Genomic DNA, 25,402 nt, shown 5'->3' on the forward strand with positions numbered 1-25,402 from the left:
TGATTACTTTTATTGATTAATCGTTGTTTCTGTCTTCAGCAGGCCCAGTTCCTTGCCAGCCTGTTCAAACGCGGCCAGCACCTTGACCAGCTGTTCGCGGGTGTGGGCAGCCGACAGCTGCACGCGCACGCGGGCCTGGCCCATCGGCACGACCGGGTAGAAGAAACCGGTGACCAGCACGCCCAGCTCATACAGGCGGGCGGCGAACTTTTGCGCTACCGGCGCGTCAAACAGCATCACCGGCACCACCGGGTGTGTGCCCGGCTTGATGGTGAAGCCGATGCGCTCGATTTCGCTGCGGAAGAAGGCCGTGTTTTCATGCAGGCGGTCGCGCAGTTCGGTCGACTTGGCCAGGCGTTCCAGCACCGACAGCGAAGCGCCGGCGATCGATGGCGCCAGGGTGTTCGAGAACAGATAAGGACGCGATTTCTGGCGCAGGGTGTCGATGACTTCCTTGCGGGCGGAGGTAAAGCCGCCCATCGCGCCGCCCAGGGCCTTGCCCAGGGTGCCCGTGATGATGTCGATACGGCCGATCACATTGTGGTGTTCGTGCGTGCCGCGGCCCGTTGCGCCCATGAAGCCGGAAGCGTGGCATTCATCGATCATTACCAGCGCGCCGTATTGGTCGGCCAGGTCGCAGATCTTGTCGAGTTGGGCGATGGTGCCATCCATCGAGAACACGCCGTCCGTGACGATGACTTTATGGCGCTTGCCGGCAGCGATGGCCGCTTGCAGCTGCACTTCCAGGTCGGCCATGTCATTGTGGGCGTAGCGATAGCGGCCAGCCTTGCACAGGCGGATGCCGTCGATGATCGATGCGTGGTTCAGCGCGTCGGAAATGATGGCGTCGTTTTCATCGAACAGCGGCTCGAACACGCCGCCGTTGGCGTCAAAGGCAGCTGCGTACAAGATCGTGTCTTCCGTACCGAGAAAAGCGGAGATGGCTTGTTCCAGTTCCTTGTGCACGGTTTGCGTGCCGCAGATGAAACGCACGGATGACAAACCATAACCGTATTTTTCAGTGGCGGCAATCGACGCCTGCTGCGTTTGCACGTCGCCGGACAGGCCCAGGTAGTTATTGGCACACATATTGATCAGGGTGCGGCCATCGTCGCACACCACTTCAGCGCCCTGGCGCGAGGCGATCACGCGCTCAGGCTTGTACAAGCCTTGCTGGCGCAATTGATCGAGGTTCTGTTGCAGACCGCTGAAAAAGGTGTTCTTCGCTTGCTCGCTCATGTTGATCCTTTGATCTCTTTGATTTCAATATGCCGCTGCCGGCACGCTTGTATGCTGAATGGCTTTAATTAAATGAATAACAAGCCGAAAAATAGACAAAATGCAAAGTCCGCCGCTTGACCGGCCCTCGCTGTATGCTGTACCGTGAAGCGCTGTTCGAAGTCTACACGTTTCCGTGATTTTCTTCTGAATCCACTATTTCGAACTAAAATTCAATATAGTGGATATTACCCAAGCCTATTGAACTTTGCAAGCCAACTACCGATGAAAAACAGTGTTTCGACCAATTCTCCGCCCGAAGTGGGCGCCACCCTGCAAAGACTGCGCCTGGCGCGCGGCCTGACACTGGAGGATTTGTCACGCATCGCCGGCGTATCGAAGTCCATGCTGTCGCAAATCGAGCGCGAAAAAGCCAATCCCACCATCGCCATCACCTGGCGCCTGGCCAACGCACTGGGCGTGCAGATCGGCGAATTGCTGTCTAGCGCAGAAAAAGCCGTGGAAACCATCCGCGTCACGGACGCCCACGAAACCCCCACCCTGCCCGGCGACCATGCCGGCTACGTGCTGCGCATCCTGGGCCCGATGGAATTGGCCGGTAAATATGAATGGTATGAAGTGACCCTGGCGCCCGGCGGCGAACTGGCGTCCCAGCCGCACGACCCGGGCACCACCGAACACTTGACCGTTATCCACGGCAACCTGGAACTCGAAGTGGGCGCGGCGAAGAAGAAGGTCAAGAACGGCGGCACGGCGCGCTATCCGGCAGATTTGCCGCATACGATACGCAATTTAGGCAAGACAGAGGGCAAGGCGTTGCTGGTCGTGATACACCGCTGATTGCGTTTGGGGTCAGTCCCTGCAGTGCGCAATAAGCCTTTGCCCTCATGCTAAGATTCCGGAATAGACAAGATTTCCAGGCCTGGATGTCTTAGCAGAGCGTTGCAGCACATCCCGGCTCTTCCCCTTGCATTGCGGCCCCGCGCACGGCATCCAGGCTTTAACGCTTTTACGGAGCCACGCACGATGACCATTTCCGACAGCACCACCACCTTCGCCAATAAAAAAGTCGTCCAGTACGACCCAGACCTGCCCTACGATCCTTCAGCGGACATCGTCTACCGCTTGTCGCTGGAATACGATGACGAAGGCAAGATGGGCGACTTGATCGCCAGCTTCCTCGGCAAGGCCGATAAGACTGCACTGTCAGCGCTGATCATCGGCATGTGGGGCGATCCGTACGAATCGGGCGCCGACGAAGTGATGGCGGCGCTGATCGCCCGCGCCGCCGAACTGCCCAAGCTGCGCGCCCTGTTCATCGGCGATATGACGTACGAAGAATGTGAAATCTCGTGGATCGTCCAGGGCAGCTACAAGCCCTTGCTGGACGCTTTCCCACTACTGGAAGAATTGCGCATCCGCGGCGGCAATAAGCTGGTGATCGAACCGTTCGCCCACCAGCACCTGCGCAAGCTGACCATCGAATCGGGCGGCCTCGATGAAAAGATCGCACAGGCGCTGGCGCAATCGAGCATGCCGCAGCTGGAACACCTGGAACTGTGGCTGGGCACCAACGATTACGGTTTCTCGGGCGACGTGCAACTGTATCAAAAGCTGCTGGCGCAACTGGCCGTACCTAGCTTGCGCTATCTGGGCCTGCGCAATGCGGAAATCGCCGACGACCTGACCGTCTGGCTGGCGGAAGAACCGCTGGTGGCGCAGCTGGCCATCCTCGATCTGTCGCTGGGCACGCCGACCGACCTGGCCGCCGTGGCTGTGCTGAACCACACGCAGCTGGGCAAGCTGAAACGCCTGGACCTGTCGCACCATTACATCTCCAAGGAAAACCAGGCCAAGCTGAAGGCGCTGCCATTCGAAGTGGTGCTCGATGACGAACAGGAAGAAGACCAGGACGGCGACGACATTTACCGCTACGTGGCTGTCGGCGAGTAAGCGTCCCTTGTCTGACCATCTGACCCTGCTGGCCACCGATGGCAGCAAGCGCGTGCGCCTGATGCAAGCGGCGCGCGCGCAATTGCGCCTGCCGCCCGCGCAGGTGCTGGAATGGCGCGACTGGCTACGGCAACCATCGCTGCTCGATGCCGCGCTGGCCCAGCCAGGCATGTTCAAGATCGAGCCACCCGGCGACGACACTGCCGCCCACCTGCACTTGCTGCACGATGGCTGCCGTTTGCTGGGCCGGCCACCGGTACGCGACCCCGAACACGGCGAACTGCTGCTCATGGATACCTGGTTTGCCGGGTTTGCGGCCGCCATGGAAGGACTTGCCAGCCAGTTGAACACCTTGCCGCAAACGCGGCTTGTTAATGCACCCGCCGAGATCGTGGCCATGACCGACAAGCTGGCCTGTCAGCAGCATCTGGCGGCGCACGGCGTACCGGTACCAACGCTGCTGGGGCCCGTGCATGGCTACGAGCATTTGCAAACACTCTTGTCCGAGCATCAGCTTGACCGCGTCTACCTGAAACCACGCTACGGCTCTTCCGCTTCGGGCGTCGTGGCCTATCGCCGGAACAGGGCTGGCCGCCAGCAAGCCACCAGCTCGGCCAGCCTGCAGCGCGTGGATGGCGAACCACGCTTGTTTAACCTCAAGCGCATCTCGCGCTATGAATCCGAGAGCGAAATCGCCACCCTGGTCGATATACTGGCAAAGCAGCAGCTGTACGCGGAAACCTGGCTGGCCAAGCCGCGCATGGGCGACAGCCATTACGACCTGCGGGTGGTCACCATCGGCGGCCAGCCTGCGCACCGGGTGGCCCGCATTGGCGCGCAGATGATGACCAATCTGCACCTGGATAACCAGCGCGGCGACGCGACCAGCTTGCTGGGTCCTGCCGACATGGCGGCGCTGGAAACCACCGCCACCCTGGCCGCCAGCGCTTTCCCGCATAGCACGCTGGCGGGCTATGACCTGGTGGTGCGCCATGGCCAGGCCCATGTGCTGGAAGCGAACGCCTTCGGCGACCTGCTGCCCGGCCTGATGTGGCAGGGCCAGGATACTTATACCGCGCAACTGCGCCACCATCATGAACAATAAGACCGAGACCATCCCCGATATGCACGCCATCGTGGGCAGCCACGATATCGTCTTTATTACCTTGGACACCTTGCGCTACGACGTGGCGCAAGCGCTATACGAGGTTGGTGAATTGCCCGTATTGGGCCGTTTTCTGCCGCCCGGTGGCTGGGAACGGCGCCACTCGCCCGCCACCTTTACCTATGCCGCGCACCAGGCATTCTTTGCCGGATTTTTGCCCACGCCAGCCGCGCCAGGACGCCATCCACGCCTGTTTGCCAGCGCCTTTGCAGGCAGCGAAACCACTTCTCCGCATACCTGGACGTTTGCAGAAGCCGATCTTCCTGCGGCGCTGGCCGCGCGCGGCTACCGCACCATCTGCATCGGTGGCGTGGGTTTTTTTAACAAGCAAACGGCGCTGGGCACGGTGCTACCCAATCTTTTCCAGGAAAGCCACTGGAGTGCAGGCATGGGCGTGGCCAGCCGCCATTCGACGCAACAACAGGTGAAACTGGCCATCGCGCGCCTGCAGGCCAGTGAGCAGCGTACTTTTTTATTTATCAACGTGGCCGCCCTGCACACGCCCAACCGCGCCTATCTGCCCGGCTGCAAGGCCGACAACCCGGAAAGCCATGCGGCAGCGCTGCGCTATGTGGATGGCGCGCTGGCGCCCCTGTTTGATGCCTGCGCGGCGCGCGCGCCCACCTTCGCCATTGTTTGCTCGGACCATGGCAGCGCCTATGGCGAAGATGGTTACCGCGGCCACCGCGTGGCCCACGACAGCGTGTGGAGCGTGCCCTATGCGCACTTCATGATAAAACACACACAGAAAGCCGTACCCCTACCGTGAACCCATCCGAACAAACCCTGGCGCAGCGCATGCGCCACACGCCCTACCAGGCGTATTCCTATTCGTATCCGCACAAGGCCGCTTACCGCAGCCTGGTCCAGGCTGCGCCGCTGGCGCCGCTGTGGGCGCAGCAAGACCGCTCCGCCCTGTTCGCCTATATCCACATACCGTTTTGCGAAATGCGCTGCGGCTTTTGTAATCTGTTCGCCATGGCACGCCCCAGTGCCGGCATGGTCGAACGCTATGTGCAGCAAGTGCTGCTACAGATGCGAGCCTTGAATGGCGCCCTCGGTGAAAGGCGCTTTGCGCGCTTCGCGCTCGGTGGCGGCACGCCCACTTATCTGTCGGCGGCGCAGCTCGACGCCTTGCTGTGCGGCGCGCGCGATATCCTGGGCATCGATCTGCAGCAAACCCCAGCCGGCATCGAAGCCTCGCCGGAAACCATCACAGCCGAACGCCTGGCTGTCTGCCGCGCGCACGGCATAGACCGGGTCAGCCTGGGCATACAAAGCTTTGCGGCGGGCGAGATGCGCGCACTGGCGCGGCCACAGCAAAACGCCACCGTCCATCACGCAATCGGCCTGATACGGGAAGCAGGTTTCCCCACCTTGAACCTGGACCTGATCTACGGTATCGCCGGGCAAACGGTGGATAGCCTGCTAGCTTCCATCGATAGCGCGCTGGCGTTCAAGCCCGAAGAGCTCTACCTGTACCCGCTGTACGTGCGCGAGCAAACGGGCCTGGGCAAGGTGGCACGCCGCCAGGGTGCGGCCACCCTCAACCCCATCATGCTGGCGCGCGATGGCGATAGCCGATTGGCCTTGTACGCTGCGGCACGCGACCATTTGCGCACGCGCGGTTACGAGCAAGTCTCGATGCGCATGTTCCGCGCACCGCATGCGCCGGAACAGAACGGCCCATCGTACTGCTGCCAGAACGATGGCATGGTGGGCCTGGGTGCAGGCGCCCGCTCCTACACGACGGGCTTGCATTATTCGAGCCAGTACGCGGTGGAGCGTACGCAAACCATCGGCATCATCGAACAATATCTGACGCTGGACGAAGCGCAGTTTGCGCAGGCTGAACACGGCTATGTGCTGGACGAAGCCGAGCAGCAGCGCCGCTATGTGATCCAGTCGCTGCTGACGGAACCGGGACTGGACCGCGACGCCTACACGGCACGCTTTGGCACCTACTGCGAAGCAGACTTGCCGCAACTGGCCGAACTGCATGCATTGGAACTGGTGGAAGAAGATGGCCGCTTGCTGCGCCTGAACCAGCAAGGTTATGCCTATGCCGACACCATCGGCCCGTGGCTGGCCTCCGATACCGTGCGGGCGCTGATGGCAGAAGGCGGCCAGGCGTGCTGACGGAGCAAGCGGGCGTCTTGTCCCTGCTATACCGCGGCACCCTGGCCAGCTGCAATTACGCCTGCAGCTACTGCCCGTTCGCCAAGAAGCAGGATAGCCGGGCCGCGCTGGCACGCGATGCGCGTGAAGTGGCCCGTTTTACCGATTGGGTAGCCACGCAGCAGCGCCCCATCAGCGTGCTGTTTACGCCCTGGGGCGAAGCGTTGGTGCGGCGCCATTATCGCACCGCCATGCACACCCTGGCCGCCCTGCCCCATGTGCGGCAAGTGGCACTGCAAACGAATCTGTCAGGCCCCCTGAACTGGCTGGAAAATTTACCCGGCCTGGAAAAAATCGGCCTGTGGTGCACCTATCACCCTGACCAGACCACCCTGGCCCGCTTTCTGGAACGCTGTGCGCGTCTCGATAGCATGGGTGTCCGTTACTCCGTCGGCGTGGTCGCCATGCATGAACACTACGACGCTATCCGCGCCTTGCGCACAGCCCTGCCGGCACAAACTTATCTGTGGCTGAATGCCTATGACCGGCGCGGTCCCGGTTATTACCGTGTCGAAGACCTGGTTTGGCTGGACGCCATCGACCCATGGTTTGCCCTGAACCGCCACCCCGTACCCTCGCGCGGCAAGCCTTGCCTGGCCGGTGAATTATCGCTATCGGTCGATGGCGACGGCGAACTGGCGCGCTGCCATTTTGTGCCCGAACGCCTGGGTAATCTGTACACGGACGACCTGGCCGACATGCTGCAGGAACGCAGCTGCCCCCGCTTCAAGTGCGACTGCTATATCGGCTACGCGCAGCGCAAGGACTTGCCCTTCCAGCGCGAGTTTGGCGCTGGCGTGCTGGCCCGCATCGCGCCAACGCAATAAAAAAAGCGCGGGCCAGTTGCGCCCGCGCTTTTCACTTTTTACTACTCAGCTTTTTCCTGATTACTGCCCTGCCACCTTGGCCGGCTCCGTCATGTGCAGCGAGCGGCTGAGGAAGCCCCAGCGGTCGGCCACTTCTTCGATTTGCTTGGTGGTCGGCTTGCCGGCGCCATGGCCTGCCTTGCTGTCGATGCGGATCAGCACCGGCGCAGGGCCGCCTTGCGCCGCTTGCAGCGCGGCAGCGAACTTGAAGCTGTGGGCAGGCACGACGCGGTCGTCATGGTCGGCCGTGGTGATCATGGTGGCGGGATAGCAGCCGCCTGCCTTCAGGTTGTGCAGCGGCGAATATTTCACCAGGGCCTTGAATTGCTCGGCGTCATCCGACGAACCATAGTCAGGCACCCAGCCCCAGCCCACGGTAAACTTGTGGAAGCGCAGCATGTCAAGCACGCCCACTTGCGGGATGGCGGCAGCGAAAAGCTCAGGACGCTGGGCCAGCACGGCGCCCACCAGCAGGCCGCCATTGCTGCCGCCGCCGATCGCCAGTTTCGATGGCGAGGTCACCTTGTTCGCTTCCAGCCATTCGGCCGCGCCGATGAAGTCATCGAACACGTTTTGCTTGTTCAGCTTGGTACCAGCCTGGTGCCAGGCTTCGCCGTATTCGCCGCCGCCCCGCAGGTTGGCCATCACGTAGACGCCGCCCATTTCCACCCAGGCCAGGTTGGCCACGGAGAAAGTTGGCGTCAGCGAAATATTGAAGCCGCCGTAACCGTACAGATAGGTCGGGTTATTGCCGTCGAGCTTCATGCCTTTTTTCGAGACGATGAACATCGGCACCTTGGTGCCGTCGCGGCTGGTGAAGAATTGCTGGCGCACATCAAACGCGGCCGGATCAAAATCGACCTTGGGCTGGCGGTAGATGGTGCTCTTGCCGGTTTTCATGTCGTAGCGATAAATCGTCGCCGGGGTGGTGAAGCTGGTAAACGAGTAGAACGTTTCCGTATCGCCCCGCTTGCCCGCAAAACCGCCGGCCGAACCGATGCCCGGCAAGGCCACTTCACGCACCAGCTTGCCGTTCAGGTCGGTGATCTTGACTTGCGTCTGCGCATCTTTCAGGTAGTCGAGTACCAGCTGGTTGTTCAGGATATTGGCCGACACCAGGGTTTCCTCGCTTTGCGGCACGACTTCTTTCCAGTCGGCCGGTGCAGGTTTGCGCGTATCGATGGCGATCACGCGCGATTTCGGCGCCTTGTTGTCGGTAGCAAAATAGAACACGGGGCCGATATTGTCGATGAAGGAATACGATGCATCAAACTCTTCCAGCAAGCCGACGACCTTGGCATTCTTTTGGCGCAAGTCCTTGTAGAAAATGCGGTTCTTGCGTTCCGTGCCTTGCGTGGCAGTGATAATCAGATAATTGCCATCATCGCTGACCTTGCTGCCGCCAAATGCCCATTCTTTTTGATCTGGACGGTCGAATACCAGCACATCGTCGCTTTGCGGCGTGCCGATCTTGTGGAAGTACAGTTTCTGGAAGTAATTGATATCGGCCAGCTTTGTCGCTTCTTTCGGCGCGTCATAGCGGCTGTAAAAGAAACCGCTATTGTCCTTGCTCCACGACGCGCCCGAGAACTTGGCCCACTGGATATGGTCCGTCAAGTCCTTGCCCGACTCGATGTCGCGCACTTTCCACTCATTCCAGTCGGAACCGGAAGCGGCCGTGGCGTAGGCCAGATACTTGCCGTTGGGGCTGATCGAAGTGCCGGCCAGCGCTACCGTGCCATCGGTCGACAGGGTATTCGGGTCGAGCAGCACGCGCGGTTCGTCCGTCAGTTTTTTCACCGTGTACAGCACGGCCTGGTTTTGCAAGCCGTCGTTGCGGCTGTAGAAATAGCGGCCACCCTGTTTCGTTGGCGTAGTGAAACGCTCATAATTCCACAGCTTGGTCAGGCGCTGCTTGATCGCTTCGCGCTCCGGGATGGTACCCAGATAGGCTTGCGTCACCTTGTTTTGCGCCACGACCCAGTCGTGCGTTTCCGCACTGTTGGCGTCTTCCAGCCAGCGGTACGGGTCGGCGATGGTGGTGCCGAAATAGCTGTCTTGCTGATCGACCTTTTTGCTGACAGGATAAGTCACGGCAGCGCCGTCACCGGCTGGGCAGGTTTGCGCAAAAGCATTGCCACCGAAAGCGGCCAGCAAGCTGAATATGAGGGTTGCACTACGTAATTGCATGGGTTGTTTGTCTCATTGTTGGATATCGAAGAAAGCAGGCCGCGCAAGGAATGTCCCCCTGCAGCGTGCTGCCCATGATGACTTTCGCCAAGATAAATCATAGCGCGTATCACAACTTTTAATGCACAGTTATCAGCGGAAATTGCCATCTTTTATTTTGCCAAATTACAAGAACCATCATGGAAAAAATGGTTTTTCGTGAAAAATGGAAAACCGGGCATGCCCTCAACAATTGTCAGAAATTACCGTATTTCATCAAGCTGTCATAAAAGATCTTTACCATGGGCAACATGATCATGGCCCTCATGCGGCCATGCCGATTGCCGCACGTCCAGACTTTCCTTATGCACACTCTTCCCCTCACCCCCGCCTTGCCTGCGCAGGACGTGCCACCACCATCGAACGTGGCCTACCTGAAGCCGGCCGCCGTGCCGACGGGGCTGGAAGCTGCGGCGGAAGAGTTGCATGACATTATCAACGGCCGCAAGCTGAACGCCCTGTTCCAGCCCATCATCCATATGCATAGCGGCGACATTATCGGTTATGAAGGCTTGATACGGGGGCCATCCGACAGCCCATTGCATGCGCCGATGAATCTGTTCAAGGTGGCGCGCGCCAGTGGCCTGACCCTGGAAGTGGAACACCTGTGCCGGCAAGTGGTGCTGGAATGCTTTGCCGAACTGGGACTGCCAGGCAAACTGTTTCTCAATGTCAGCCCGGAATGCCTGCTACTGCGCAATGCGCGCCATGGCGAAACGCTGGAATACATCGAACAGATCGGCATCAATCCGGACCGCGTGATCATCGAACTGACGGAAAACCAGCCCACCTACGACTACGACCTGATGCGCGAAGCGGTGCTGCACTACCGCAATATGGGTTTCCAGATCGCCATCGATGACCTGGGCGAAGGTTTTTCCAGCCTTCGGCTGTGGTCGGAACTGCGGCCCGAATATGTGAAGATCGATATGCATTTCATCCAGGGTATCAACAATGACCCGGTGAAACTGCAATTCGTGCGCTCGATCCAGGAAATCGCGGAAAAATCAGGCACGCTGGTGATCGCGGAAGGCATCGAAACACAAACGGAGTTGCTGGTGTTGCGCGACCTGGGCGTGGCCTTTGGCCAGGGCTACCATCTGGGCCGGCCGAACATGGCGCCGGCGCGCGCCCTGCCGGCCGAAGTGGTGCAGGCACTGGGACGCAATGGCGTAGCCGTGTATCCCCAGCGCAGCAGCCTGGAAAAAAATGGCGCCAGCATCCGCAAGCTGCTGCACCGGGTGGCGGCCGTGTCGCCAGAGAAAAACAATAACGAGGTCTACGATATCTTCCTGAAGGAGCCCAAGCTGATGATCATTCCCGTGGTCGACCAGGGTCTGCCCTTGGGATTGATCAGTCGCTTCGAAATGATCGACCATTTTGCCCGCCCCTATCAGCGCGAACTGTACGGCAAGAAATCCTGCAGCCTGTTCATGGACGCCAAGCCATTGATTGCCGACCATGAAACCAGCTTGCAGGAACTGAGCTACACCATGGTGCAGTCGGACGCCCATCATTTGTTCAACGGCTTCATCATTACCGAAAACGGCAAGTACCTGGGCATGGGCACGGGCCACGACCTGATGCGCGAAATCACGCAAATGCAGATCAATGCGGCGCGCTACGCCAATCCCCTCACGCAATTGCCGGGCAATGTGCCCATCAATGAACATATCGACCGATTGCTGCACAGCGGTAGCCGCTTCTGGGTCTGCTATTGCGACCTCGACCACTTCAAGCCGTTCAATGATGTGTACGGCTACCGCAAGGGCGACGACGTGATCCAGCTGACGGGAGAAATTCTCAGCAGCCATTGCGACCCGAACCGCGACTTCATCGGCCATATCGGCGGCGACGATTTCATGATCCTGTTCCAGAGCGAAGATTGGGAAGCCCGCTGCCAGGCCATGCTGGAGCGTTTTTCCACCGCCGTGCTCGACTTTTACAGCAGCAGCGACTGCGAGCGCGGCGGCTACATCAGCGAAGACCGGCAGGGGAAAAAAGTATTTTATTCGCTGATCAGCCTATCGCTGGGCGTGATCAAGGTCGAGGCGCACCAGTACTACACGCACCACCAGATCGCCACCCAGGCGGCCGAAGCGAAGAAGCAGGCCAAGAAAATCCACGGCAACAGCCTGTTCCTGGACCGGCGGCAAGGTGCGCCAGCGCAGCGCACGGAAGCACCTTAAGCTATCCAGCACGCGGTGGCAGCGGCGGCGGACGCGCCTGCCGCCATTGCCGCGTCAACGCCTGCGCCTCGCCCAGGTCGGACGAGGAGAGCTCGCTGGCAAGCCCAACGATCGCCGAACTTGCCGCAGCGTCGCCGTTCTGCGCAGCCAGCGCCGTCCACATATACGAACGTACGGGACTTTTCGGCACGCCACGTCCGCTGTTGTACATGCCGCCCAGATTGTACTGGGCCAGCGCATGGCCTTGCTCTGCCGCCTGTTCATACCAGTGCACGGCCAGGCCATCGTCCTGCGGCACACCGTGGCCATTTGCGTACATCACGCCCAGGTTGTTTTGCGCGCTGGCGTCACCCTGTTCGGCGGCCGTACGGTACCAGCGCACGGCGCAGGCCGGGTCGCGCGGTATGCCATGGCCGTTGGCATACATCACCCCGAGGTTGAACTGGGCATTGGCCGCGCCCTGGGCCGCCGCCCTGGCGTACCAGTCCAGTGCCTCGTGCAGGTCGCGCCCGGTCCCACGCCCGCCCGCAAACATGCCACCGAGATTGTATTGGGCCAGGCAATGGCCTTGCAGCGCGGCGCGGCGATACCAGACCAGGGCGCGTGCCTCGTCCTTGTCCACGCCCTGCCCGCGCGCCAGCATGACGCCCAGGTTGTATTGGGCATCGGCATCATCCTGCTCGGCGGCCCGCAACAGCCAGGCATAGGCGCGCAACTGATCAGCCGCCACGCCGCGGCCTTCCGCATAAGCTACGCCCAATTGCCGCTGCGCCACAGCCATGCCCTGGGCCGCTGCCTGGCGGAACCATGCCACGGCCTGCGCATCGCTTTGCGCCACGCCCTGGCCCCGCTTGTAGACGAGGCCCAGGTTCAGCTGGGCCTGCATATCGCCCTGCAAGGCGGCCTTGCGGAACCAGGCCAGTGCCAGCGCATCGTTCTTTTTGGCTCCAAGGCCTTGCGCATAGGCTTCGCCCAATAACGACTGCGCGCTGGCCACGCCCTGTTCGGAGGCACGGTAAAACCAGGCCAGGGCCAGTTCATCACTCTGCAGCACGCCACGTCCCTTGCGGTACATCTGGCCCAGGTTCTGCTGCGCCGACGCATCGCCTTGCGCCGCCGCGCGGCGGAACCACAGCACGGCATCTTCATCGCTCTGGGCTACGCCGCGGCCGTGGTAATACAGTGCACCAAGATGGTTTTGCGCGAAAGCCAGGCCCTGCAATGCAGCCAGGCGCAACCAGACGAAGGCACGCGCGTCGTCATGCGCGATGCCCTCGCCTTTCTTGTACATCAGCCCCAGATTGAACTGGGCGTAGGGATTGCCTTGCTCGGCAGCTGTGCGAAACCAGATATAGGCCTGATGGCTATCCCTGGCGGTCTGGTGCTTGTCCATATACGCCCCTGTCCACATGACACATTGCGCTGGCCGGCAGCACGCGTCAAGCGGCGGCCTGTGGCGGCGGCAGTGTGTGTTGCTTGAATTGTAAATTCGATGCGGGAGAGAGGGTTGAGCGAACTCAATGGAGATAATAAAATATTATCGTTTTGATGAGTCCGCCTGAAGCGTGGATCAGCTCGATAGCCTGCGCTTTTGCAGATACTGTGGCACCTTGGCGGCAGCCAATTTATTCAGGGAAACGAGCAAGTCCGCATCGACATCGGCCAGGCCATAATTGCTGCGCAAATGGCGGCCGATATGGATCAGCACTTGCGCCGCCACTTCAGCGTCTGACTCGGCCCTGTGGGCTGCGCTTTTGAAGCTGATGCCCAGCTGGCTGGACAGCAGGCCCAGCTTGTAACTGGACAATCCGGGAAACACACGGCGCGACAGTTTCAGCGAACACACGAGCGACTGGTGTGCGGGCGCCAGTTGCAAGCGGGCGCTTTCGGCGACCAGGAACTTTTCATCAAAGCTGGCGTTATGCGCCGACAAGGCGTCACTGCCGATAAAGTCCAGCAACTGCGGCACCACTTCATCGACTGGCGGCGCGTTGTCGACCATGGCCTGCGTGATGCCCGTCAAGCCCGTGATGAACGACGGTATGCGCGCCTGGCAATTGACCAGGGTGACATAGCGGTCGGTGATGCGGCCGCCCTCGATGCGCAGCGCCGCCACTTCCGTGATGCGGTCGCCCATGTCGGGCGACAGGCCGGTCGTTTCAAAGTCGAGCATCACGATCGGTTTTTCAAACACATTCATAGGCGGGCTTTCCATGGGTACAGCGAAGGAAGCTGATTATCAGCCAAACTTGCGCACGGCGTCCAGTGCCAGTCCCGCGCCGATACTGCCAAATAGGTCGCCTTCCACCTTGCGCGCGGCCGGCACCAGGGCGGCGATCTTTTCACGCAGCAGGCGCACGCCGCTGGAACCACCGGTAAAGAACACGGTGTCGACCGCATCGGGCGTCACGCCCGCGTCGCTCAAAAGGCGCAGCACGGTGTCTTCCACCGAGGTGCACAGGTGGCCGATGGCCTCGTCGAACTGGCTACGTTTCAATAGCAGGCTTTGCGCCGGCGACAGGCGGTCCAGTTCCAGTTGCACTTCGGCTGCGTCGGACAGGGCGATCTTGCCCTCTTCCACCTTCATCGCCAGCCAGTGACCGGCGCGCTCATCGATCAGCTTTTGCAAGCGCCCCATCTTGTCTTGCTCGCGCGCATCACGACACACATCGGCCAGCTGCACCCAGATTTTCTTGGTGTACGCCAGGTTGATCGTGTGCCAGGTCGCCAGGTTGAAATAATAGCTGGATGGCACTTCGCTATTGTTATGCAGACGGCTGCCGTAACCGAGCAAGGGCATCACGGACGACAGGCTCAGGTATTTATCGAAGTCGGTACCACCGATATGCACGCCGCCGGTCGCCAGGATATCGTCGCGGCGCTCGGCCTTTTTGGCCCGCTCGGGCGACAGGCGCACCAGCGAAAAGTCCGAGGTACCGCCGCCGATGTCGGCGATCAGCACCAGCTCTTCGCGCTCGATTTGCGATTCATAATCGAAGGCGGCGGCGATCGGCTCGAACTGGAAGGCGATGTCCTTGAAACCGACGGAACGGGCCACTTCGGCCAGAGTGTCTTGCGCCAGCTGGTCGGCCTGGGCATTGTCGTCAATAAAGAAAACGGGACGGCCAAACACGGCCGAGGTGAACTCGCGGCCAGCCGACTGCTCGGCGCGGCGCTTGACTTCACCGATGAATTGCGACATCAGCAAACGGAATGGCAAGGCGCGGCCGCCCACTTCCGTCTGGCCATCGATCAGGCTAGTGCCCAGCAAGCTTTTCAGCGAGCGCATCAAGCGGCCTTCGTAGCCGGCCAGGTAGCCGGCCAGCGCAGCGCGGCCATAGCTGACTTCTTCATCTTCCGCATTGAAGAAAACGACCGATGGCAGGGTCGTCTTGCCGTCTTCCAGGCTGAGCATGGTGCTCTGTCCCGGACGTGCCCAGCCTACCGTGGAGTTTGATGTGCCGAAATCGACGCCGCAAGCATTGGCCATGTCGACCCTTCCGTGAATTAAAGGGGCGTTATGCTACCAGAACATGCCTCATTACACCAGAAAAACCGCTGCTACGCCTCACAGACGCATAGCTTGCTCTGCATCAATTAGTCGAACTGGGCAAAAGCTACTCTTGGGAAATTGATGCTCAGCAATTTCACCGCCCTCCGGAGACTCCCCGTGAAATGTCGCTATTCCCCCGTTCGCCTGTCCCCGATGGCCATTGTTCTGATACTGTACGGTGCAAGCCTGACCGGTTGCGGCGGCGGTGCGGCCGATGCCCAGCCCGCCGTGGGCTGTACCCTGCAGGCTACGGCAGGCTGCGGTGGCAGCCTGCCCGATCCCATCAAGCCTACTACCCCGCCCACCACCCCGCCGGTCACGCCCCCAGTCACTCCGCCCGATCCGGCCAGCCTGGCTGCTGGCGTACAACTGCTTTTTTCCAGCACGGAACTGCCATCGGCCGGCCTGCCCGGCAGTGAAGTGACCGTCACGGCGCTGGTCAGGGATGGCGCCAACCTCGCCTTGCCGGGTGCCAAGATCGCCCTCAGTGCCGATTCCGGCATCCTCAGCAGTGTCGATGCCGTCACCGATAAAAATGGCCAGGCGCGCGCCCTGCTGGGAACTGGCGGCGGCAACAGCAACCGCACCATCAAGCTCACGGCCACCGTCGGCACACAAAGCGGCAGCGGCACGGTGGCGGTCACTGGCAGTACCATCGACATCGTGGGTCCGTCGACATTCATGCGCGGCCAGAATGCCGACCTGATCCTGTCCGTGCGCGATTCGGCGCGCAAACCGGTGGCCGGCGCGGCCATCACTTACAGCACGGGTAGCGGCAACAGCGTGCGTGTCAGGGATGGCGGCACAGCAGTCAGCAATGCCCAGGGGCAGCTGGTGTTGCACCTGACGGCTGGCGCGCTGGGCAAGGATGCCGTCTCGGCCAGCGCGCTCGGCGCGAGCGCCTCGCAAGCCTACACCGTCGCCGGCAGCGATTTGCGCCTGACGCCAGCGGTTGCGCAAGATGACTATGGCACGGATATCTTGCAGGAAGTACCTGTCCTGGCCTGCCAGGCCATCGATGTCCGCTATGCGCGGGCGGACACGGGCGAGCCGCAATCGGGCAGCGCCAGCCTGCACGCTTCACGCGGCACCCTGTTTGCGGACAGCGCCTGTTCGGCCATCATCGCGCCCAGCCTGGTGTTTAGCAATGGCAATCTGCCGCGCAGCTATCTCCAGTCGGCCAACGCAGGGGTCGCTACCATCACTGCCGCCGTGGCCGGTGGCCCGGTGGCCCAGACCCGGCTGGAGTTTGTTGCCAGCGCCGGTCCGGCCAGCAAGCTCAGCGTTCAAGCCGAGCCTGCCGTGCTCGGGTCGAACGATGGCAGCGGCAAGGAACAGATGAGCACCATCAGCGCCGTGGTGCGCGATGGGGCAGCCAATAACCTGGTCAAGAACGCGCCCGTGCTGTTTAGCATCTTGAGCGATCCCAGCGGTGGCTACCTGCGGCAAACAGCGCGTGTCCTGACGAGCTCGGACGGCCTGGCGCACGCTGTCTATGTAGCGGGTCCGGCCGACAGCGGCCGCGACGGCGTGCTGATACAGGCGCGTATCGAAGGCGCCACGCAGGCGGCCGCCAGCGCACAAGTCCGCCTGACGGTTGCCCACAAAGCGCTGTCGATCAAGTTCGGCACCGGCAATACCGTACGTGAATATTCAGCCAGCTTGCTGCAAAAGGACTTCGCCGTGCTCGTTTCCGACAGCGCCGGCAACGCGGTGCCTGGCGTGGCCATCACGGCGACCGCCTGGCCGGTGCGCTATGACAAGGGCTATTACGTCTGGGAGGCCGACAAGGCAGACTTCCCCGACACGGGCGTGTGGCGCCTGGCCCTGCCACGCTATAGTTGCGCCAATGAAGATGTGTTGCGCAACGGCATTTATGATCCCGCTTATGATCTCAATGGCAATGGCGTGCTTGATCCCGGCATACCGCTCGCCGTCAGCTCCAGCGGTGTCAGCGATGCGCAGGGCCTGGCCAGCATCACCGTCAGCTATCCGCGCAACTACGGCTCCTGGGTGCAACTGGCCCTGACTGTGCGCGGCACGGTGACGGGCACGGAGTCCAGCACCACGATGGAACTGGCACTCCCCACCCTGGCCAAGGATTTCAGCGCGCGCCGCACGCCGCCACCGGGTCAGACCAGCCCCTACGGCATGGGGCCCTGCAACACGCCGGATTGAAGGCAAGCGCTGGCTTGCCAATAAATCACACCATTTGCAACACGGGCAATACAAAGAAGAGAACACTCTTGCTATAGGGCAATCTTTTACGCTATGCTCATCCTGCCTGCCCGGCCCCGAATGACTTGTACCAATGAGGCGGGCCTGCAGGACTACTCTGAGACAGGTGGCGAACTAAAACCATGCGAAAAAAGACGACCGTAGCCCGAATTTCCAATTCCAGTACAGCAAACATCATCGATGCGGCAGCCAGCACAGGCAGTGCCCAGGCCGGCGCCGAGCGCCGCGTCACCTCCTATGACGTGGCGCTGCTGGCCGGCGTGTCGCAATCGGCCGTCTCGCGCTGTTTCAAGCCTGGCGCCAGCGTCTCGCCCGCCACCCACGCCAAGGTCATGCAGGCAGCCATCGCCCTGGACTACATACCGAACGCGGCCGCGCGCAGCCTGATCACGCGCCGCTCGAACCTGGTGGCTGTCATCATTTCCAACCTGGCCAATCTGTACTACCCGCAAATCTTGTCCGAGCTGAGCCAGCAAATCGCGCGCCAGGGCAAGCGCCTGCTGCTGTTCACCCTGGAACGGGAAGCCGATATCGGCAAGGCGCTGTGCGATGTGTGGCAATATCAGGTCGATGGCGCCATCGTGGCCGCCTGGCTGTCCGACGAACAGATGGCCGAATTCGCACGGCGCGACGTACCGCTGGTGCTGTTCAACCGCAACCCGCGCGATAATGCCGTGCCCGCCGTGCTGTGCGACCAGGCAGAAGCGGCGCGGCTGCTGGTATCGCGCCTGGCCGAGGCCGGCCACCGCCAGTTTGCCATCATCGATGGCCCCGGCGATTCGGCCGTGGCGCAGGAACGCAAGTCCGGCGTACTGGACCGTCTGCTGGAACTACGCCTGCCCGCACCCATCGTCGTCAGCGGCAACTACAATTACGCCAGTGGCGGTCATGGCTTGCGCAAGGTCATCGACCGCCTGGGCCGGGTGCCGGACGCCGTGATCTGCGGCAACGACATCATGGCCATCGGCTGCCTGGACACGGCGCGCCACGAACTGGGCATCCAGGTGCCGCTGCAAATGTCGGTGGCGGGCTTCGACGCCCTGGAAGCATCAGGCTGGCTCAGCTATGACATCACCACCTTGCGCCAGCCCGTGCAAAAGATGGCGATCGAAGCCGTCGCCATGCTGAACGAACGCATGGAACGACGCGGCGGGTCAGCCGAACGGCGCCGCTACTGCTCGTATCTGGTGGAAGGTAGTACGGCGCGGCTGAGCGCCGAACCTGTGTATATTGCCCAGCGTTTCGGCATGATGGCTGCGGCTTGAAAAAGCGCCCGTGGCGTTGTTGCTTAGCCTGGCCGCACTAAAGTGCTGTCTGCGGCGTCGCGACTAGCCACAGACGCTTTTTCTGACGCCGCAGGATGGACCATATCAGCCGAAAAACTTGCCCTTCAGCGCATTCAAGCCCTGGCTCAGCAAGTCGCCGCCTTCCGGCACCTGGCCATTGGGCGTCAGTTTGTCGATCAATTGTGGCAGCAGCGCCGCCAGGCCACCTGAAGCGGCTTCAGGCGTCACGCCGGCTTTTTCGGCGATCTGCGTGACGGTATCGCTGCCCAGCGCATCCTTGATTTGCTGGCCGGATACGGGCGCGTTTTCACCGTGGCCTATCCAGCTGGCCACCTGGTCACCGAGTCCACTCTCCTGGAACTTTTGCAGCAAGCCTTGCACTCCGCCATGCTGGTTGATCAATTCCGTCACGCTGGCCAGCAAACCCGACTGGCCTTCAGCGGCGCCCTCGCCCTCCGTGCCCTTGTTACCCAAGGCACCCAGTGCCTGTCCTGCAAGTTGATCCAGCAAACCCATACTCGCCTCCTGAACACGGTCAAATAAATGCCGGCTATTGCGCGGCATCCGCACGCGGCCAGGGAAAGTCCCCGCCACGCAGCCATCGTACTACGAATGCGGAAATGGCTGAGTCACGATTTGCGCATAACTTTATGCTGCGTGCTTTGATCCGCTACCCAAGCGTAAATGGAGAAAAATCAAAAACATGTAAGATTAAATCTCTTATCTATTGGACTACTGATTGACTACTTACTAAGGAGTGTCAGCATATGAATATCAATAAAGCGGTAGACAAGGCCTACGAGAAAAAGACTTTCAAGGAAATTGCCGACGCCCCCGTCGATGCGCTGCAGGGCGTCAGCGCCAAGGATGCGGAACTGCTGAAGCAGGCGTTCAATGTGAAGACCGTGCGTGATCTGGCTAATCTGAAATACTCGAAATGGGCGCGCGCCATCGTCACCCTGGCCGATACCGAAGAGTAATCCTCGCCATATCAGGACCGGCCGCTGGCCGGCTGGTCCTATATTGATCTACACATCGTGACCTCACCTCTGACACTGCCCGGTATCTGCTGGCCCCTGCACGCCACCACGGGAAACATTGCCGTGACCACAACGACAATCAACGGCCATTTCCGCGCCGGTGCAGGACGCGATGGTTTGGTGCCGTGCGATTTACTACCAGCGGGAAAGTTTCGCAATGGCGCAGCGCGCCACTGGTGCCGCACGCACCAATGCTATTGGGGCACCAAGGCGGACTTGGCGGAGCTGGAAAGCTCAGCACACATGCGCTGCAAGCTGCACGCCAGCCCCATGGGCTACGTGCTGTATCCGGAAGTATTCGATATCAGCCAGTATCACGCCATCACGCTGGCTTCCGCGGACGATGGCTTGCTGCGCCTGCGGGCAAAAGCCAACGATGGCGGCGCCCTGCTGGCCCGCGACGTGAGCGCGCTGGCCATCGATACCCGCAGCGTGCCTGGTCTGTTTCAGCCATCCATCGTGCAAATCAATATCACGCCGCCAGCAGCGCAAACCTACGCGGCGGCGCTGAGCAGCGGCGTTGCACTGGGCTGTATCGATTGTTCCCGCTGCGCCCATCCGCACCTGGACCTGGGCGACTTTGCGCTGCATCCACACCGGCGACACCTGTGCGGCCATTGCGGCTACGATGCCGTACATGGCGCCAGCGCCTGCGTGTCGACACCCTTGCAGCGCCTGCGCGACTATGCCTTGCGCAAGCCGGAGCATATCAAGCAGTGGTTTTAAAGCAGGAGCCATCATGCCGCACGACGATCAGCAAGCGAATACCGAAACGGAGCACGGCGACCTGTCCGACCTGCTCAGCGAGCTGCGCATCTTGCTGCCCGGCGCGCAGATGCTGACGGCATTTTTGATTATCCTGCCCTTCAATGGCGGCTTCGCCAAAATAGACCAGGCGGAAAAGATCGTGTTCCTGGCCACCTTTATCTTTTCCATGAGCAGCCTGGTACTGCTCAGCGCGCCAGCCATCGGCCACCGCATCATGCGCCCCTTGACGAACCGTGTACGTTTCAAGCGGGTAGCCGACCGCCTCATGATGGCCGGCGCCCTGTGCCTGGCGTTGGCCTTTATGCTCGGCACAAACCTGGTCATGTCGGAAGTCTTCGGCCACCTGGCAGGCCTGATCGCCTGCGCGCTGATGGCCGTGCTGATTGCTGGCGTCTGGTGGGCGCTGCCCTGCTATTTAAGCCGCGTCCGCAAGCTTTGACGGCTGCGCCTGTGCCAGCAGCGTTTCCCGGAAAATCCCCACCAGCGGACGCAGATTCACCTTGTGCCAGGCGGCCCACAGCGGCGTGCGGTAGCTGAACCACGCCAGTTCGCGCACCAGCACGCCGGCCGGCGCGTGATGGCGCAAGCTATGCTGGATCATGGCCATGCCCAGCCCTGCCGCCACCAGGCCCAGCGCCGTCAGCGGCTCTGTTGCTTCCAGGCGGATATCGGGCGTAAAGCCGGCGCGGGCGCAGGCAGCAACAAAATTGTCGTGCTTCAAGGCGCTTTCCTTGTGCTGCACAGCAATCCACTCCTGGCCGGCCAGGTCTTCCGGCGTCAATTCCGCCTTGGAAGCCAGCGGATGCATTTCGGGCAAGGCCAGCAGCATGGGATCGCTGAGCACTTGCGCGCAGTCCAGGTCAGGGTCGCCGGGCAGCGGCGGCTCGCACAGCAGTGCGATATCGAGGCTGCGCTGGCGCAAACCTTCCACCTGTTCTGCCGAATGCATGTTGTACAGGGCGATATGCACTTGCGGGCGGCCCACCCGCAAGGCGCGCAAGCCCTCCGGCAGCACCCCGCTATGCATGGCGTTTTCGATATAGCCGATGCACAGGCCGCCTTCATCGCCACGGCCCAGGCGCTTGGCCAGTGCTTCGAGGCGGTTGCCGTGCGTCAAAAAGGCGCGCGTCTCGGCCAAAAAGGTATTGCCATCGCGCGTCAAGCGGATGCGCTGGGCGCTGCGCTCGAACAGGGTCAGGCCCAGCTTGTCTTCCAGTTGCGCAATTTGCCGGCTCAGCGGCGATTGTGAAATATGCAGGCGCTCGGCGGCGCGGCCCACGTGTTCTTCTTCGGCGACGGCGACGAAGTATTGCAGTTGTCGGATATCCAGCATGGTTGACCTCATTAGACCTTTTATGACTCAAGTTAAGCAAATTATGTCTTGGACAGGCTTAACTTGTCCAGCTATTCTGTCTTCACTGTTTCATCTTATTGAATCTGACACCAAGGAAAAACACCATGAGCATCAAACACTTACTGACCGGCAAACTGGGGTTCGGCACTGCGCCGCTGGGCAATATGTTCCGCAACATTCCTGAAGACGAAGCGCTGGCCACCGTCGACGCAGCCTGGGACAGCGGCATCCGCTACTTCGACACGGCACCGTTTTATGGCGCCGGCCTGGCCGAGATCCGCCTCGGCGCGGCCCTGAAGAAACACCGCCGCGACGACTACGTCCTCAGCACCAAGGTCGGCCGCATCCTGCTCGATGAACTGGAAGACCCGGCTGCCCGCGAACTGGGCGAAAAAGGCGGCTTGTTCGAATTTGGCCGCAAGAACAAGATCGTCGACGACTACACGGCCGACGCTACCTTGCGCTCGATCGAAGATAGCCTGAAACGCCTGGACACGGACCGCCTCGATATCGTCTGGGTGCACGACATCGCCCAGGATTTCCATGGCGACAACTGGCTGGCGCAATTTGAAATCGCCCGCACCGGCGCCTTCCGCGTGCTGACGCGCTTGAAGGAAGAAGGCGTAATCAAGGCCTGGGGCATCGGCGTCAATAAAGTCGAACCGCTGGAACTGACCCTGGACCTGGCCGAAGCGCAACCGGACGGCTTCCTGCTGGCCGGCCGCTACACCCTGCTCGACCATGAACGCGCCCTGCAGCGTCTGATGCCGGCAGCGGCCAAGCAAAACGTCGATATCGTCGTCGGCGGCCCGTACAGCTCGGGCATCCTGGCCGGCGGCGCGCACTTTGAATACCAGAAAGCCTCACCTGAAATCATTGCCAAGGTAGAGCGCATCAAGGCGATTGCCGCGCGCCATGGCGTCAGCGTCAAGGCAGCTGCCCTGCAATTTTCGCTGGCCAACCCGGCCGTGGCCGCCGTGATCCCGGGCGCCAGCCGTCCGGAACGACTGGCCGAAGACCTGGCCGCTTTGAACAGCGTCATCCCTGCCGCCTTCTGGCAAGAGATGCGTGCCGAAAACCTGGTCAGCCGCGCAGCACCGCTGCCTGGCGACACCATTTAACAAGGAGCCACCATGGCAAGCACCACGACTTTTATCGATATCGCCGCCACGCCGGAACAGGTTTGGCAATTGATCGGCGGCTTTAATTCCCTGCCCGACTGGCTGCCCTATATTCCCAGCAGCACTTTGAGCGAAGGCGGCCAGGTACGCCACCTGGCCAATCCGGCTGGTCAAGCCATCGTCGAACGGCTGGAAGCGTATGACAATGCCGCACGCCGCTACAGCTATTCCATCATTGCGGCGCCGTTTCCCGCCAAGGATTACCGCTCGACTCTGCAAGTCGATGCGATCACCGGCAGCGAGCATGCCCGCGTCACCTGGTCCGGGCAATTTACGCCCGTCGGCGTCAGCGAGGAAGAAGTAACGGCCTTGTTCCACGGCATTTACGCAGCCGGTTTGGAAGCGCTGCAACAGTCCTTACGTAAATAAGAGTCTTGCACAAATAAGACAGTGACAAACCCAGTTCCGCGCTTATCTGCAGATAGGCAGCGGCACTGGGATACATCTGTGTTATCGTTAACAACAAGGGCTTTCCTTGTTGTGTGCGGCGCAGCAAATTTGACCGCTCCCCGGCAGAGACTGCCTGAATCTTTTACAATATTGCCTGTGGGCAGCTCTCCCTGCCTTTTTCACCAGCGCATTTTCACCCTGTCATCCTTACCCAGTTAACAACATGCAAGCATCTGTAGATCCATTGATTCCGCGCGTCACTGCGCCTTTTGGCGCTGGTTATGCCGACCTGGCCCTGGCCATCGGCGGACTGGCCATCGGCACGGGCGAATTCGCCTCCATGAGCATCTTGCCCGTGGTGGCCGATGACCTCAACACCAGCTTGCCGCAAATGAGTCATATGATCAGCGCCTATGCGCTGGGCGTGGTGATCGGTGCGCCGCTGATCACCATCTTCCTGGCCCGCATGCCGCGCCGTCTGATGCTGATCTGCCTGATGCTGATGTTCGCTGGCGGCAACTTGCTGAGCGCCATCGCCCCCAATTATGGTTTGCTGGTGGTGGCCCGCTTCGTGGCCGGCATCCCGCACGGCGCTTATTTCGGCGTGGCAGCGCTGGTAGCAGCCGCTCTGGCCGACCCGGACCGGCGTGGCCAGGCCGTGGCGCGCGTGCTGATGGGCTTGACGGTCGCCAATATCTTCGGCGTGCCGCTGGCCACCTACATCGGCCAGACTTTAGGCTGGCGCTCGGCCTTCTTGCTGGTCGCTGCGCTGGGTTTGCTGACCATGTTGATGGTGCGCATCTTCGTGCCGATGGTGGCTGCCGGCGATTCTAGCCCACGCCGCGAACTGGGCGTATTCCGCCGCCTGCAAGTATGGCTGACCCTGCTGATGGTGGCGATCGGTTTTGGCGGCATGTTTGCCGTCTACACTTTTATTACGCCAACCTTGCTGGAAATTACGAAGGTGTCGCCACTGGTCATTTCCATCTTGCTGGCCATTATCGGTATCGGCATGACGGTGGGTAACCTGATCGGCGGCTGGCTGGCTGACCGCTCGCGCCTGTGGACCATCTTCGGCGTGCTGCTGTGGAACGTGGCCGCCCTGGTCGCCTTCAGCTATACCAGCGAACATGTGTGGCTGCTGGCCGTGAATCTGTTCGCCATCGGCGCCGGCATCGCGGTCGCCCCCGCCGTGCAGACGCGCTTGATGGACGTTGCCGGCGACGCGCAAACCGTGGCCGCCGCCCTCAACCATTCCGCCTTCAACATCGCCAACGCGCTGGGCGCCTGGGCCGGCGGCATCGCCATCGCCATGGGCATGGGCCTGCGTTCGACCGGCTGGGTCGGCGCCATGCTGGCCTGCGGCGGCATCGTCGTGCTCGGCATTTCCGTACTGGTGGAAAACCGCAGCCGCAACCTGGATGGCGTGCAGCCGGCTTGATCAATCATTAACCATCAGGGCGCATCGCTGATACAGGCGATGCGCATTGAGCGTTTATCGATGCTGCCGCCGCAGCCATTCATCGGCGACATCACCCAGGGTGACGGGCACCCCACTGCGTATCCAGGCTATAAAATCACGGTCTAACTTGAAAGCCGGCCCACACTGGGCCAGTAAAAAGCGCCGCACGTTCTGCGTATTGCGGTAGCCAGCATCGATAATGGTGCCGCGCCCGATTTGTCCACCGTGCCAGTCGAAGTGCATATCAGTCCTGTTTTTCATGTATCGGTATACCGGCAATACACTGCCGAGGCTTCATCGCTCTTTTTGAC

Annotated in this window: 23 protein-coding genes; 15 read left to right on the forward strand and 8 right to left on the reverse strand. The window is 61.1% G+C overall.

The window, feature by feature from the left end:
- Positions 1 to 9: 9 nt before the first annotated feature.
- The gene (gene kbl, locus HDE75_RS00610; RefSeq protein WP_183679016.1) at positions 10 to 1,239 is read right to left on the reverse strand and encodes a glycine C-acetyltransferase; all 1,230 of its coding nucleotides are present in this window, start codon (positions 1,237 to 1,239) and stop codon (positions 10 to 12) included.
- A gap of 264 nt (positions 1,240 to 1,503) precedes the next feature.
- Between kbl and HDE75_RS00615 the strand changes: the two genes are divergently transcribed.
- The 6 genes from HDE75_RS00615 to HDE75_RS00640 all read left to right on the forward strand — a co-directional run bounded on the left by HDE75_RS00615 (position 1,504) and on the right by HDE75_RS00640 (position 7,362).
- The gene (locus HDE75_RS00615; protein WP_183679018.1) at positions 1,504 to 2,079 is read left to right on the forward strand and encodes a helix-turn-helix domain-containing protein; all 576 of its coding nucleotides are present in this window, start codon (positions 1,504 to 1,506) and stop codon (positions 2,077 to 2,079) included.
- Between the two features lie 186 nt (positions 2,080 to 2,265).
- Entirely contained in the window at positions 2,266 to 3,192 is a 927-nt protein-coding gene (locus HDE75_RS00620; RefSeq protein ID WP_183679020.1) for an STM4015 family protein, read from the forward strand.
- Positions 3,193 to 3,199: 7 nt separating this feature from the next.
- On the forward strand, positions 3,200 to 4,297 hold the full coding sequence (locus HDE75_RS00625; protein ID WP_183679021.1) for an STM4014 family protein: 1,098 nt from the start codon (positions 3,200 to 3,202) through the stop codon (positions 4,295 to 4,297).
- Positions 4,287 to 5,126 (forward strand): STM4013/SEN3800 family hydrolase, encoded by an 840-nt coding sequence (locus HDE75_RS00630; protein WP_221291724.1) that lies wholly within the window; start codon positions 4,287 to 4,289, stop codon positions 5,124 to 5,126. Before HDE75_RS00625 ends, HDE75_RS00630 begins: the two co-directional genes overlap by 11 nt.
- Positions 5,123 to 6,496, forward strand: coding sequence for an STM4012 family radical SAM protein (locus tag HDE75_RS00635; RefSeq protein ID WP_311735137.1), 1,374 nt, complete (start codon positions 5,123 to 5,125; stop codon positions 6,494 to 6,496). The genes HDE75_RS00630 and HDE75_RS00635 overlap by 4 nt, the downstream gene beginning before the upstream one ends.
- Entirely contained in the window at positions 6,490 to 7,362 is an 873-nt protein-coding gene (locus tag HDE75_RS00640) for an STM4011 family radical SAM protein (RefSeq protein ID WP_183679023.1), read from the forward strand. Before HDE75_RS00635 ends, HDE75_RS00640 begins: the two co-directional genes overlap by 7 nt.
- 60 nt (positions 7,363 to 7,422) lie before the next feature.
- Here the strand turns inward: HDE75_RS00640 and HDE75_RS00645 are convergent, their stop codons facing one another.
- Positions 7,423 to 9,591 (reverse strand): prolyl oligopeptidase family serine peptidase, encoded by a 2,169-nt coding sequence (locus HDE75_RS00645; RefSeq protein WP_183679025.1) that lies wholly within the window; start codon positions 9,589 to 9,591, stop codon positions 7,423 to 7,425.
- 344 nt (positions 9,592 to 9,935) lie between these two features.
- On the opposite strand from HDE75_RS00645, the gene HDE75_RS00650 reads away from it, so the two are divergent.
- Positions 9,936 to 11,819 carry a GGDEF domain-containing protein gene (locus HDE75_RS00650; protein ID WP_260174200.1) on the forward strand — a complete coding sequence of 628 codons (1,884 nt, stop codon included), beginning with the start codon at positions 9,936 to 9,938 and terminating at the stop codon, positions 11,817 to 11,819.
- 1 nt (position 11,820) lies between these two features.
- Here HDE75_RS00650 and HDE75_RS26905 read toward each other — a convergent pair whose 3' ends face one another.
- From HDE75_RS26905 to HDE75_RS00665, 3 genes are all read right to left on the reverse strand, one after another.
- The gene (locus HDE75_RS26905; RefSeq protein WP_183679027.1) at positions 11,821 to 13,212 is read right to left on the reverse strand and encodes a tetratricopeptide repeat protein; all 1,392 of its coding nucleotides are present in this window, start codon (positions 13,210 to 13,212) and stop codon (positions 11,821 to 11,823) included.
- 177 nt (positions 13,213 to 13,389) lie between these two features.
- On the reverse strand, positions 13,390 to 14,019 hold the full coding sequence (locus tag HDE75_RS00660; protein WP_183679029.1) for a 3'-5' exonuclease: 630 nt from the start codon (positions 14,017 to 14,019) through the stop codon (positions 13,390 to 13,392).
- A 39-nt stretch (positions 14,020 to 14,058) separates the two neighbouring features.
- Complete coding sequence (locus tag HDE75_RS00665; RefSeq protein WP_183679031.1) at positions 14,059 to 15,309, reverse strand: Hsp70 family protein; 1,251 nt, start codon at positions 15,307 to 15,309, stop codon at positions 14,059 to 14,061.
- Between the two features lie 216 nt (positions 15,310 to 15,525).
- On the opposite strand from HDE75_RS00665, the gene HDE75_RS00670 reads away from it, so the two are divergent.
- Complete coding sequence (locus tag HDE75_RS00670; RefSeq protein WP_183679033.1) at positions 15,526 to 17,550, forward strand: Ig-like domain-containing protein; 2,025 nt, start codon at positions 15,526 to 15,528, stop codon at positions 17,548 to 17,550.
- Between the two features lie 182 nt (positions 17,551 to 17,732).
- Entirely contained in the window at positions 17,733 to 18,875 is a 1,143-nt protein-coding gene (locus HDE75_RS00675) for a LacI family DNA-binding transcriptional regulator (RefSeq protein ID WP_183679035.1), read from the forward strand.
- A 105-nt stretch (positions 18,876 to 18,980) separates the two neighbouring features.
- Here HDE75_RS00675 and HDE75_RS00680 read toward each other — a convergent pair whose 3' ends face one another.
- Positions 18,981 to 19,412: a YidB family protein gene (locus HDE75_RS00680; RefSeq protein ID WP_183679036.1), complete on the reverse strand. Its 432-nt coding sequence runs from the start codon at positions 19,410 to 19,412 to the stop codon at positions 18,981 to 18,983.
- A 251-nt stretch (positions 19,413 to 19,663) separates the two neighbouring features.
- Between HDE75_RS00680 and HDE75_RS00685 the strand changes: the two genes are divergently transcribed.
- From HDE75_RS00685 to HDE75_RS00695, 3 genes are all read left to right on the forward strand, one after another.
- Positions 19,664 to 19,876 (forward strand): hypothetical protein, encoded by a 213-nt coding sequence (locus tag HDE75_RS00685; protein ID WP_183679037.1) that lies wholly within the window; start codon positions 19,664 to 19,666, stop codon positions 19,874 to 19,876.
- Between the two features lie 123 nt (positions 19,877 to 19,999).
- A complete protein-coding gene (locus tag HDE75_RS00690) occupies positions 20,000 to 20,662 on the forward strand; it encodes a hypothetical protein (RefSeq protein ID WP_183679039.1) in 663 nt (220 codons plus the stop codon).
- Positions 20,663 to 20,675: 13 nt separating this feature from the next.
- Positions 20,676 to 21,143, forward strand: coding sequence for a DUF6328 family protein (locus HDE75_RS00695; protein WP_183679040.1), 468 nt, complete (start codon positions 20,676 to 20,678; stop codon positions 21,141 to 21,143).
- On the opposite strand, the gene HDE75_RS00700 is transcribed toward HDE75_RS00695, so the two are convergent.
- The gene (locus HDE75_RS00700; protein ID WP_183679042.1) at positions 21,120 to 22,037 is read right to left on the reverse strand and encodes a LysR family transcriptional regulator; all 918 of its coding nucleotides are present in this window, start codon (positions 22,035 to 22,037) and stop codon (positions 21,120 to 21,122) included. The genes HDE75_RS00695 and HDE75_RS00700 overlap by 24 nt on opposite strands.
- 125 nt (positions 22,038 to 22,162) lie before the next feature.
- Here HDE75_RS00700 and HDE75_RS00705 point away from each other — a divergent pair, with 125 nt between their 5' ends.
- From HDE75_RS00705 to HDE75_RS00715, 3 genes are all read left to right on the forward strand, one after another.
- Positions 22,163 to 23,179: an aldo/keto reductase gene (locus tag HDE75_RS00705; protein WP_183679044.1), complete on the forward strand. Its 1,017-nt coding sequence runs from the start codon at positions 22,163 to 22,165 to the stop codon at positions 23,177 to 23,179.
- A 12-nt stretch (positions 23,180 to 23,191) separates the two neighbouring features.
- Complete coding sequence (locus HDE75_RS00710) at positions 23,192 to 23,608, forward strand: SRPBCC family protein (protein ID WP_183679045.1); 417 nt, start codon at positions 23,192 to 23,194, stop codon at positions 23,606 to 23,608.
- A 244-nt stretch (positions 23,609 to 23,852) separates the two neighbouring features.
- Positions 23,853 to 25,070 carry an MFS transporter gene (locus tag HDE75_RS00715; protein WP_183679047.1) on the forward strand — a complete coding sequence of 406 codons (1,218 nt, stop codon included), beginning with the start codon at positions 23,853 to 23,855 and terminating at the stop codon, positions 25,068 to 25,070.
- A gap of 54 nt (positions 25,071 to 25,124) precedes the next feature.
- Here the strand turns inward: HDE75_RS00715 and HDE75_RS00720 are convergent, their stop codons facing one another.
- Positions 25,125 to 25,334 carry a DUF6434 domain-containing protein gene (locus tag HDE75_RS00720; protein ID WP_183679049.1) on the reverse strand — a complete coding sequence of 70 codons (210 nt, stop codon included), beginning with the start codon at positions 25,332 to 25,334 and terminating at the stop codon, positions 25,125 to 25,127.
- Positions 25,335 to 25,402: the final 68 nt, after the last annotated feature.

Source organism: Janthinobacterium silvisoli (assembly GCF_014200725.1).
GTDB lineage: Bacteria > Pseudomonadota > Gammaproteobacteria > Burkholderiales > Burkholderiaceae_D > Janthinobacterium.